Here is an 11,820-nt window from a genome sequence, read left to right as displayed (position 1 = left end):
TAAGATCGGATGCCGGAGCAGAGTACCGCGGCAGTGTGAGGCAAGCCGATGACCGATATGGTGTTCGGAGCGCAGGACGCGCCCGAAGAAGAACCGATCCTGTCGCATTGGTGGCGGACCGTGGACAGGTGGACCCTGTCCGCCGTGGCGATCCTGTTTCTGGTCGGATTGCTGCTGGGCCTAGCCGCGTCGCCGCCGCTGGCCGCACGCAACGGCTTGGATCCTTTTCACTACGTGACCCGTCAGGCGGTGTTCGGTGTGATGGGCATGGGGACGATGCTGATCGTGTCGATGATGAGCCCGCGCCAGATTCGCCGGTGGGCGACATTGGGCTTTGCGGGGGCGTTCGTGGCGATCCTGTTGCTGCCGGTGCTGGGCACGGATTTCGGAAAGGGCGCGGTGCGCTGGTACTCGCTGGGCTTTGCCAGTGTGCAGCCGTCCGAGTTCCTCAAGCCGGTCTTTGTCGTCTTTGCCGCATGGTTGATGACAGGGTCGATGGTGCGCGGCGGTCCGCCGGGCAAGACGCTGTCCTTCGCGGTCGCGCTGGCGGTGACGGCCTGTCTGGCGCTGCAACCGGATTTCGGACAGGCCAGCCTGATCCTGGCGGCATGGGGCCTGATGTATTTCGTGGCCGGTGCGCCGATGCCGCTGTTGCTGGGGCTGGCGGGCGCGGTGGTTGCGGCGGGAACCTTCGCCTACGAGAATTCCGAGCACTTCGCCCGGCGCATCGATGGTTATCTGACGCCGAACATCGACCCCAACACCCAGATCGGATACGCCACCGCCGCCATCCGCGAGGGGGGCTTTCTGGGCGTCGGCATCGGAGAGGGGCAGGTAAAGTGGCGCCTGCCCGACGCGCACACCGATTTCATCATCGCCGTCGCGGCGGAGGAATACGGCCTGCTGCTGGTCTGGATCATCATCGGCCTGTTCGGATTCGTCACCTTGCGCGCGCTGTTTCGGTTGAGCCGGGAGCGTGATCCGTTCATCCGCCTTGCCGGAACCGGTCTGGCCGCATTGTTCGGAATGCAGGCAATCATCAACATGGGCGTGGCGGTGCGTCTGCTGCCCGCAAAGGGGATGACGCTGCCCTTCGTCAGCTATGGTGGATCGTCGGTGGTTGCGGCGGGAATTGCGCTGGGCATGTTGATGGCGCTGACGCGTCGCCGCCCGCAGGATGATTTCGGTGATCTGGTTGGCATCTCACGCGATCGGGCCATTTCGGGTTGAGTCAGGTCTGGTCGAATGCTTGAGGCGGTCGCCTCCGGCGGGGATATTTGAGGAAAGTGAAGGGGGCGAGATGAAGCCGCGCAAACTGGTGATCGCAGCGGGCGGTACGGGGGGACATATGTTTCCCGCGCAGGCCCTGGCGGAGGAGATGCTGCGGCGGGGCTGGCAGGTGTCGCTGTCAACCGATGCACGGGGCGCACGATATGCCGGGGCGTTTCCCGATGCCGTCACGCGAGAGGTCGTGCGCGCCGCAACGCCTGCACGGGGCGGGTTGCGGGGCAAGCTGACGGCCCCCCTGTTGATCGCGCGGGGGGTCTGGGATACTTGGCGCGCGATGCGCAGGGACCGGCCCGCCGTGGTCGCGGGCTTTGGTGGGTATCCTGCCGTTCCGGCGATGAGCGCCGCGAAAATGCTGGGCATACCCACGTTGATACATGAGCAGAACGGCGTGCCGGGCCGGGTGAACCGGCTGTTCGCGCCGCGCGTCGATATCGTTGCCTGCTCGGTCGAGCCGACGGTCCTGCCCAGCGGGGCGACGGCGGAGCATACAGGCAACCCGGTGCGTGGATCGGTCTTTGCCATGGCGGGGGCGGATTATGATCTGGCCCGATCCGATACCCGAAACGTGCTGGTGATCGGCGGATCGCAGGGGGCCGCGATCCTGTCACGGGTCGTGCCTGCGGCGCTGGCCGCGCTGCCGGATGAATTGCGTGCGAGGCTGAAGGTTGCGCATCAGGCCCGTGGCGAGGATGAGACCCGCGTGCGCGAGGCCTATGCCGCCGCCAGTATTGAGGCGGATGTGCGGAGCTTTTTCGACGACGTTCCGCAGCGTCTGGCCGACTGTCACCTGGTGATCAGCCGTGCGGGCGCGTCCTCCGTCGCGGATATCGCGGTGGTCGGGCGCCCCTCGATCCTGATCCCCTATGCGCTGGCCACCGACGACCATCAGGCGGCAAATGCACGTGGACTGGTCCAGGCGGGTGCGGCGCTGATGATACGTGAGGATGCACTTGACAGTGGTGGCCTCTCGACTGAAATCGCGGCAATACTCGGCGACCCGACGCGGGCGGCGTCCATGGCGGAGGCGGCGCGGAATGCCTCGCGCCCCGATGCGGTGCAGCGCCTGGCCGATCTGGTCGAACGCATGTCTAAAGGAACCGCCACATGAGCGAACGCCCCACACGATTGCCGCAGGATATCGGCTCCATCCATTTCGTCGGACTGGGCGGTATCGGCATGTCCGGCATCGCCGAGGTGATGCTGAACCACGGCTACAAGGTTCAGGGATCGGATCTGAAGGACGGCCCGATTCTGGAGCGGTTGCGCAGCAAGGGGGCCACGACCTTCATCGGCCAGTCCGAGGACAACCTGACCAACGCGGAGGTCGTCGTGATCTCCACCGCGATCAAGAGGGGCAACCCGGAACTGGATGGCGCGCGCAAGCGGGGTCTGCCCATCGTGCGGCGGGCGGAAATGCTGGCCGAACTGATGCGCATGAAGTCCAATGTCGCGGTGGCGGGCACGCATGGCAAGACGACAACGACGTCGCTCGTCTCGGCCATTCTGGATGCGGGCGGGGTCGATCCGACGGTCATCAATGGCGGGATCATCCATGCGTATGGCTCCAACGCGCGGATGGGGGCCAGCGACTGGATGGTGGTCGAGGCAGATGAGAGCGACGGCACATTCCTGAAACTGCCCGCGACCATCGGCATCATCACCAATATCGACCCCGAGCATATGGACCACTACGGCAGCTTCGATGCGATCCGCGCGGCGTTCGACAGCTTCGTGTCGAACATTCCGTTTTATGGCGCGGCGGTAATCTGCATCGACCATCCGGAATGTCAGGCGCTGAAGGGGCGGGTGCAGGACAAGCGCGTCATCACCTACGGCTTCAGCCTGCAAGCGGATATCTGCGCGGTGAACCTGAGCTATGACGGGCCGGTCGCCTGTTTCGACGTGATCGCGCGGCACCGTCATGGTGAGCGTCGGATCGAAAACCTGCGGCTGCCCATGCCGGGCGATCACAACGTTCAGAATGCGCTGGCGGCCATTGCCGTGGCGCTGGACCTGCAAATTCCCGATGATGCGATCCGCAAGGGGTTGAGCGGTTTCGGCGGCGTGAACCGACGCTTCACCCATGTGGCCGAGGTTGGCGGCATCACCATCATCGACGATTACGGTCACCACCCGGTCGAGATTTCCGCCGTGTTGAAGGCCGCGCGCAAGTCCACCAAGGGCAAGGTCATCGCCATCCACCAGCCCCACCGTTACAGCCGCGTCGAAAGCTTGTTCGATGAGTTCTGCACCTGCTTCAACGAGGCGGACGTGGTTGCGATCTCCTCCGTCTACGCAGCGGGGGAGGAGCCTATCGCCGGTGCCGATCAGGGTGCTTTGGTCGAGGGGATCGCGGCGCATGGCCACCGCGACGTGCGCGCGTTGGACGCGCCGAAGGGCATCCCCGCCTTCGTGCGAGAGGTGGCCGGGGCGGGGGACATGGTCGTCTTCCTCGGCGCGGGGACCATCACGCAATGGGCGCATGCCCTGCCGCGCAGCCTGACCTGAGGGCGGATCATGAGCCTGATCGACCGATTGCCCCCGATACGTGGCCGCTACATGCCGGACCGCGACATGTCCGCGATGAGCTGGCTGCGCACCGGTGGCCCGGCTGACGTTCTGTTCATGCCGGCGGATGTGGACGATCTGGCCGGGTTTCTGCGCGATTGTCCCGATGACGTGCCGCTGCTGCCGGTCGGCGTCTGCTCGAACATGATCGTGCGCGACGGCGGCGTGCGCGGCGTGGTGATTCGCATGGGGCGCGGCTTCAACGAAGTGGACATCGCCGACGGGCAGGTCCGCGCCGGATGTGCCGCGCTGGATGCGCAGGTGGCCAAGCGCGCGGCGGAGGCGGGGATCGACCTGACATTCCTGCGCACTATCCCCGGCGCCATCGGCGGCGCGGTGCGGATGAACGCGGGCTGTTACGGCACTTATACTGCGGATGCGGTGGTGGAGGTGGACGTGCTGCTGCGCGACGGGTCGCGGCAGACCATCGCCGCGGGCGATCTGGGATTCGGCTATCGGTCCTCCGCGCTGCCGGACGGGGCGATCGTGGTGTCCGCGTTGCTGCGTGGCCCTGCTGGCGATCCGGATGCGCTGACCGCCAAGATGGCCGAGCAACTGGCGAAGCGTGCCGACAGCCAGCCCGTGGACGACCTGTCGTGCGGTTCGACCTTTCGCAACCCGGTGGGATATTCCTCAACCGGGCGCGACGACGACGTGCACGATCTGAAGGCGTGGAAGGTGATTGACGACGCCGGATGCCGTGGGTTGACCCGTGGCGGCGCGATCATGAGCCCGAAACATCCGAACTTTCTGGTCAACACGGGCACCGCGACCTCCACCGATCTGGAGGGACTTGGCGAAGAAGTGCGAAAAAGGGTTTTGGACCACTCGGGCATTGAGCTAGAGTGGGAAATCATGCGGATAGGCGAACACGTCGGCGCGTGACGGCGACCCTGGACCAACCGGGGCGACCATTTGAGTGAGGCGGGTATGTCGAGCAGTGGACAGCCCCGTATTGCGGTCCTTCTGGGCGGCCCTTCGGCGGAGCGTGACGTATCGCTCGTGTCCGGTCGGCTGTGCGCGGACGCATTGCGGGAAGACGGTAGCGAAGTATTCGAAATCGACGCAGGCCCGGACCTGGTGTCGGATTTGCAGCGCATCAAACCTGATGTTGTGTTCAACGCCCTGCACGGGCGCTGGGGCGAGGATGGTTGCGTGCAGGGGCTGCTGGAATGGCTGCGCATCCCCTATACGCATTCCGGGGTTCTGGCCTCGGCGCTCGCCATGGACAAGCTGCGGACCAAGGCCGCCTATCGCCGGGCCGGTCTGCCGGTGGTTCCCGACCGGCGCGTGACCAAGGCGGAGGCGATGGACGCGCATCCGATGGACCCGCCCTATGTCATCAAGCCCTATAACGAAGGGTCCTCAGTCGGCATCTATATCGTGGATGAGGGCGCGAACGGTCCTGCCGTGATTGATGAGAAGATGCCCGACATGCTGATGGCCGAACAGTTCGTGCCGGGGCGTGAGCTGACCGTTTCGGTGCTGGATGCAGGCGGACCGGCGCGCGCGATGTGCGTGACGGACATTATCAGCAATACCGGCTGGTACGATTACGAGGCGAAATACGGCGATGGCGGCTCACGCCACGTTCTGCCCGCCGACCTGCCGGATGAAATCACGGTGCTGTGTCGCGATTACGCCCTGCGCGCGCATCAGGTGCTGGGCTGTCGCGGTGTCTCGCGCACCGATCTGCGCTGGGACGAAAGCCGGGGCGCCGACGGCCTGTTCCTGCTGGAGACGAACACCCAGCCGGGCATGACGCCGACATCCCTCTCGCCCGAGCAGGCCGCGCATGAGGGGATTACCTTCGCGCAGTTGTGCAGGATGCTGATCGAGGATGCCTCATGCGACCGGTAAAGAGAGATTACGCACCCTCGCGCTTGCGCTATCGCCTGGCGCGGTGGTGGCTGTCGCCGCGTGTGCGCAGGACGGTGACGCGCTGGGTTCCGCTGGGGGCGCTGGCCGGAATCGTGGGGCTGGTCGCGACCGATCCCGCCAATCAGGCCTATGCGGTGGAGCGGTATCAGCAGACCTGGGCCTATATCGAGGCCCGCCCCGAATTCGCCGTTACCGGTGTGCGCATCGACGGTGCGGGTCCGGTCCTGTCCGACAGGATTCGGACGGCTCTGGCGGTGGACCTTCCGGCCAGCTCCCTGACGCTGGATCTGAAGGCCGCCCGCGACCGGGTCGAGGGCCTGCCACCCATCGCCAGCGCGCAGATCGCCGTCGGCGCGGATCGCCAACTGGTCGTTCGCGTCCGCGCCCGCACGCCGGTGGCGGCGTGGCGTCGCGCGGACGGGCTGTGGCTGCTGGATGCCGAGGGCGTCGTGATCGGATCGCTGGAAAGACGGGAGCTTCGTTCGGATCTGCCCCTGATCGTGGGGCGGGGCGCGCAACGGCATGTTCGCGAAGCCCTGGCCCTGGCCGAAGCTGCCGGCCCACTGGCAACACGGATCGAGGGTGTCGTGCGCGTGGGCGAACGGCGCTGGGACGTGGTGCTGGACGACGATAAACGGATCATGCTGCCCGAAACGGGGGCTGTGGACGCGCTGATGCACGTACTGGCCTTGCAGTTGAGCGAGGAAGTGATGGACCGCGACGTGGCCGTCTTTGACATGCGCAACCGTGCGCGCCCTACCGTGCGGCTGGGCGAACACGCCGTTCATGAAATGCGGCGCCTGCGCGCCATGGAATCGGGGGAAGACGCGTGAGTGACAGTGACCTTTTCATCAGCCAGCGCATCATGCGCGCCCGCCGCGAAAGCGCGCTGCGCAAGGGGCTGGTCGCGATCGTCGATCTGGGTTCGTCCAAGATCACATGCCTGATCCTGGCCATCGACCCGGCCCTGCTGCGCGCGCCGCGTGCCGATGGGGTCGGGCGGCTCGATGGTCATGCGGGGCTGAAGGTGATCGGTGCCGCCACGACCCGCTCGCGCGGTATCGAACTGGGTGAGATCGCCTCAATGGAGGAGGTAGAGCGTGGTGTGCGCACCGTCATCCAGTCGGCGCAGAAGATGGCAGAGGTCCGCGTGGACCACGTCATCGCCTGCTATTCCGGCGGGCAGCCCCGCTCCTACGGGCTGCTCGGCACGGCGGAGGTCGAGCATGGCGAGGTCAGCGAAAGCGATATCGGCGCGGCGCTGGCCGATGGTGAGATTCCCGATTACGGCGCCGCGCGCGAGGTGATCCATGCGCTGCCGGTGAACTTCACGCTGGACCATCGCACCGGCCTGACCGATCCGCGCGGCCTGACGGGCGCGCAGTTGAGCGTGGACATGCACATGATGACCGTCAGTCAGGAAAGCATTCTGAATCTGGTGCAGGTCATGCGGCGCTGCGATCTGGAGCTGTCGGGGCTGGTGCATTCCAGCTACGCCGCCGGGCTGGCTGCGATGACCGAGGATGAGCTGGAACTGGGCGGCGCGTGCATCGATCTGGGCGGCGGCTCGACCGGGTTGTCGATCTTCATGAAGCGTCAGATGATCTATTCTGATGCGGTGCGGCTGGGGGGCGATCACGTCACCCTCGATATCTGCAAGGGGCTGGAAATTTCCGCGCAAACGGCGGAGCGGATCAAGACCGTGCATGGCGGACTGGTCGCTACCTCCCGCGATGATCGTGACCTGATCGAATTGCCGCGTGACAGTAACGATCACGCACCGGGGCGTCAGATGATCTCACGCGCCGAACTGATCGGCGTCATGCGCCCCCGCGTAGAGGAGATTCTGGAGGCCGCGCGCGACCGTCTGGACGCGGCGAGTTTTGAGCATATGCCGGGACGGCGCATCGTGCTGACCGGCGGGGGCAGCCAGATTCCAGGGCTTGAGGAGATCGCGACCCGTATCCTGGGCCGTCAGGTGCGTCCGGGGCGTCCACTGCGCATTCCCGGATTGCCACAGGCCCAGACGGCGGCGCAGTTTTCGGCCGCCGTCGGGATGGCATTGCATCTGGCCAAGCCACAGGACGAATGCTGGGATTTCGAAATGCCCGCAGACCGAACCGGAAAGCAGCGGATTCGCAAGGCGATGCGCTGGTTTCGCGACAACTGGTAGGCGCAGGACAGCAGACCAAACGCTGCGTGGCCGCACGGCGCACGCATCCAGGTGCCATTTCGGCGGAGTTTCGCCTATCTGATTCACCGGAGCGATAACTTCGCAGCGTGTCATCAGGATTTTAACCTATTAATCCGTGACCGACTCAACCCTATGGGTTACGCTAACGAATCAGTAGGGTGCCCCTGACAAATGAGGGTCCCGCTGTAGGTAGAGCAGAGCAAACACAGGCGGATTACACCATGAGTCTGAATCTTCGGATGCCCGAGCAGACCGAGCTGAAGCCGCGCATCCTCGTCTTCGGCGTGGGCGGTGCGGGCGGCAACGCGGTCAACAACATGATCGACAAACAGCTCGAAGGTGCTGAATTCGTCGTCGCGAACACCGATGCGCAGGCGCTGACACAGTCACGCGCGCAACGTCAGGTCCAGCTCGGCGCGCTGGTGACGGAGGGGCTGGGCGCTGGCGCCAAGCCGACCGTCGGCGCCGCCGCAGCCGAGGAGAGCATCGAGGAAATCGTCGATCACCTCGCCGGATCGCATATGTGCTTTATCACTGCCGGCATGGGCGGCGGAACCGGTACGGGCGGTGCGCCGATTATCGCGCAGGCCGCGCGGGAGATGGGCATCCTGACCGTTGGCGTCGTGACCAAGCCGTTCCAGTTCGAAGGCTCGAAGCGGATGCGTCAGGCGGATGAGGGCATCGCCGAGCTGCAACAGCACGTCGATACGCTGATCATCATTCCCAACCAGAACTTGTTCCGGCTGGCTAACGAGAAGACCACCTTCACCGAAGCGTTCATGATGGCCGACGACGTGCTGTATCAGGGCGTAAAAGGTGTGACCGATCTGATGGTGCGTCCGGGCCTGATCAACCTCGACTTCGCGGATGTTCGTTCCGTGATGGATGAGATGGGCAAGGCGATGATGGGCACCGGAGAGGCCGAGGGCGAGAATCGCGCCATCGAGGCCGCCGAACGTGCCATCGCCAACCCCCTGCTGGACGAAATCAGCCTGAAGGGCGCGCGCGGCGTGCTCATCAACGTTACCGGCGGCCCCGACATGACCCTGTTCGAGCTGGATGAGGCGGCAGGGCGCATCCGCAAGGAAGTGGACGACGACGCCAACATCATCGTCGGTTCCACCATGGACCCGTCGCTGGACGGCATCCTGCGTGTCTCCGTCGTGGCAACCGGCATCGAGGCTGTGGCACATGAGAAGCCGCTTCCCGCCGCAGCTTCGCAGCCTGCACCTGCCGCCATTGCCGAGCCTGCACCCCAATCGGTTAACCGGTCGGCTGCGGATGCGGCACCGGCACCCCTGTCGCAGCCCGCCGCAGCAACGCCCACGACTGTCGCGGATCTGGTCCGCGCCCGTAATGTGATTGCGGAGGAACAGCCGCTGGCACCTGCGTCCGACGCACGGCAGCCTGAATTGCCCGTGCAACAGCCCGCTACTGCAGGCGAACCCGCCGCTGAACCGACGCCGGACACGATGCGCCGCCTTCAGGCCGCCGTTGCCAAACAGCCGAGCCATTCGACTCCGCCCCGGCCCACGACCCGGACCGGTGAGGAGCGCAAGCCCGCTTTCGGCATCAACTCGCTGATAAACCGCATGACCGGTCACAGCGATGCGGCCCCGGCGCCGCGTCAACAACCCGTGGCGGAACGCCCGGCAGCACCCGCCCCGGCGGCAGCACCGAAACCGCGCGTGGTGCAAAGCGCCCCGCGCCCGGCGGACCGGCTGGACGATGATGAGCGTCAGCGCATCGAGATCCCCGCATTCTTGCGCCGTCAGGCCAACTGAACCTGACGTCACATCATATCGAATTGAGCCGTCCCGCCATAAGCGGGGCGGCTTTTTCTTTATGAAAACAGGTGTTTGTCTTCGGGCGCTCATCATGTGACATAAACCGTCACATTCATTGATTTGCCGGTCTGAGGCGCAAAAGGCTATTACTTCGTTACTACCCAGGGAACGACAGACGCGCAGAGCGTTAACGATCGGACGACGAAGAGCGTCACAGTGGGAATGAGGCAGATATGCAATCGATCTATCAGACGACCTTGCGTCGGCCAGTACGCATTCAGGGCATCGGACTTCACTCCGGCGTCAGTTCGACGCTGTGCATCCGCCCTGCGCCCGCCTTTCATGGAATTTGGTTTCGCCGCACCGATTTGATCGGTGTCGACACGATGATCCCGGCAAGCTGGGATTCGGTCAGCGATACGATGCTCAACACCCGGATTTCGAACGCGGCTGGCGTCACCGTCTCGACGATCGAGCATTTGATGGCGGCGCTTCAGGGCACGGGTATCTCGAACGCGCTGATCGAGGTGGATGGACCGGAAGTGCCCATCATGGACGGCAGTTCCGCGCCCTTCGTGCGCCACATCCTGGCCGCCGGCTTTGCTGAGCAGATGGAGCATCGCAGCGTTCTGCGTATCCTCAAGAAGGTCGAGTTGATCGAGGACGCGGCGCGCGCATCGCTCGAACCCGCGCGTCAGTTCGAGGTGGATTTCCGCATCGATTTTCCCGGCACGGCGATCGGACGGCAGGCCAAACGCCTCGCCGTGGTGAACGGCGCCTTTGTCGAACATCTGATGGACAGCCGGACTTTCGTGCGCAGCGGCGATGTCACCCGCCTGCGTGAGAACGGTCTGGCGCTGGGAGGCTCCCACGCGAATGCGGTGGTGGTCAACGGCAACGTCGTCGAAAACCCGGAAGGGTTCCGTCACCCGGATGAGGCCGTGCGGCACAAGATGCTGGACGCGGTCGGTGATCTGGCCCTGGCCGGTGCGCCGATCATCGGAAAGTATACCGGGATCCGCGCCGGTCACGGTGTCACCAACCGACTGTTGCGCAAGCTTTTCGCCACACCCGGTGCATATCGGCTGGACAGTTGTGCCGCCACGGATGTGGACGGCCTGCCCGGTGTCGCGCGGGGCGAGGAGGCCCTGCGGCGCATAGCCTGATCGCGGTGCGCAGGCGGCCTTTCCCCTTGGTTTCGATCTATGCTATTGCTCGTGAAACTGGGTGCCGCGGCGCTCGTGAGGACAGTTAGGATCGTCGAAGATGATGCGTGCTAAGACATTGCTCAGTGCATTTTTGGTTACGGCCACACTCTCGTCCTGTGGCGTTTTCAGCAGTGAAGAAGAAGTTCCCATCGAAGCCCGCTCCGCGCAGGAGATTTTCGATATGGCCCAGGCGGATCTGGACCGCGGCGCGGAGCGTGAGGCCGCGCGGACCTTTAGTGAGGTCGAGCGGCTGTATCCCTATTCGCAATGGGCCAAGCGCGCGCTGATCATGTCCGCCTTTTCCTATTACGAGGCCACGGATTTCGTCGAGGCGCGTTCGGCGGCGGAACGGTTCATCAGTTTCTATCCCGCCGATCCCGATGCCGCATATGCGCAATACCTCATCGCGCAAAGCTGGTATGACCAGATCAACGATGTGGGTCGCGATCAGGGCAATACGCTGGAGGCCTTGCAGGCGCTGCGCGTTCTGATTGAGCGCTACCCCAACTCCGAATACACACGTGAGGCGGAATTGCAGTTCGACCTCGCCCTCGATCACCTCGCCGGCAAGGAGATGGAGGTCGGGCGCTATTACCTCAAGCGGGGTCAGTACATCGCCGCCATCGGGCGGTTCAAGGCCGTGGTGGATGAGTATCAGACGACCTCGCACACGCCCGAAGCGTTGCACAGGCTGGTCGAATCCTATCTGGCGCTGGGTCTGGATGATGAGGCGATCAAATCCGCCTCCGTTCTGGGGCACAACTTCCCCGGTTCCGACTGGTATGCGGACAGCTACCGATTGCTGGAAACCGACGGCGCGCTGAATGCCTCGGACGAAGGGGGTGTTCTGGGCCGCATCTATCGGCAGGTGATCCTGGGCGAGTGGCTATAA

The 11,820-nt window shown here is 64.6% G+C and carries 10 protein-coding genes; all 10 read left to right on the top strand.

Annotated elements, in window-relative coordinates:
- The first annotated feature begins 48 nt into the window (after positions 1-48).
- Positions 49-1,230 carry a peptidoglycan glycosyltransferase FtsW gene (locus tag H1S03_RS05945; protein ID WP_185803606.1) on the top strand — a complete coding sequence of 394 codons (1,182 nt, stop codon included), beginning with the start codon at positions 49-51 and terminating at the stop codon, positions 1,228-1,230.
- A 70-nt stretch (positions 1,231-1,300) separates the two neighbouring features.
- The gene (gene murG, locus H1S03_RS05940) at positions 1,301-2,398 is read left to right on the top strand and encodes an undecaprenyldiphospho-muramoylpentapeptide beta-N-acetylglucosaminyltransferase (protein ID WP_185803605.1); all 1,098 of its coding nucleotides are present in this window, start codon (positions 1,301-1,303) and stop codon (positions 2,396-2,398) included.
- A complete protein-coding gene (gene murC / locus H1S03_RS05935; protein WP_185803604.1) occupies positions 2,395-3,798 on the top strand; it encodes a UDP-N-acetylmuramate--L-alanine ligase in 1,404 nt (467 codons plus the stop codon). Before murG ends, murC begins: the two co-directional genes overlap by 4 nt.
- A gap of 9 nt (positions 3,799-3,807) precedes the next feature.
- Positions 3,808-4,743 carry a UDP-N-acetylmuramate dehydrogenase gene (gene murB / locus H1S03_RS05930; RefSeq protein ID WP_185803603.1) on the top strand — a complete coding sequence of 312 codons (936 nt, stop codon included), beginning with the start codon at positions 3,808-3,810 and terminating at the stop codon, positions 4,741-4,743.
- 45 nt (positions 4,744-4,788) lie between these two features.
- Positions 4,789-5,718: a D-alanine--D-alanine ligase gene (locus H1S03_RS05925; protein ID WP_185803602.1), complete on the top strand. Its 930-nt coding sequence runs from the start codon at positions 4,789-4,791 to the stop codon at positions 5,716-5,718.
- The gene (locus H1S03_RS05920) at positions 5,706-6,572 is read left to right on the top strand and encodes a cell division protein FtsQ/DivIB (protein ID WP_185803601.1); all 867 of its coding nucleotides are present in this window, start codon (positions 5,706-5,708) and stop codon (positions 6,570-6,572) included. The genes H1S03_RS05925 and H1S03_RS05920 overlap by 13 nt, the downstream gene beginning before the upstream one ends.
- Before the next feature lie 32 nt (positions 6,573-6,604).
- A complete protein-coding gene (gene ftsA / locus H1S03_RS05915) occupies positions 6,605-7,912 on the top strand; it encodes a cell division protein FtsA (RefSeq protein ID WP_166193937.1) in 1,308 nt (435 codons plus the stop codon).
- Positions 7,913-8,154: 242 nt separating this feature from the next.
- A complete protein-coding gene (gene ftsZ / locus H1S03_RS05910) occupies positions 8,155-9,717 on the top strand; it encodes a cell division protein FtsZ (RefSeq protein ID WP_185803600.1) in 1,563 nt (520 codons plus the stop codon).
- A 236-nt stretch (positions 9,718-9,953) separates the two neighbouring features.
- On the top strand, positions 9,954-10,886 hold the full coding sequence (gene lpxC / locus H1S03_RS05905) for a UDP-3-O-acyl-N-acetylglucosamine deacetylase (RefSeq protein ID WP_185803599.1): 933 nt from the start codon (positions 9,954-9,956) through the stop codon (positions 10,884-10,886).
- A 100-nt stretch (positions 10,887-10,986) separates the two neighbouring features.
- Positions 10,987-11,820, top strand: coding sequence for an outer membrane protein assembly factor BamD (locus H1S03_RS05900; protein WP_185803598.1), 834 nt, complete (start codon positions 10,987-10,989; stop codon positions 11,818-11,820).

The sequence above is a fragment of the Pontivivens nitratireducens genome (assembly GCF_014235845.1).
GTDB lineage: Bacteria > Pseudomonadota > Alphaproteobacteria > Rhodobacterales > Rhodobacteraceae > Pontivivens > Pontivivens nitratireducens.
This window is presented reverse-complemented; position numbering and strand designations above follow the sequence as displayed.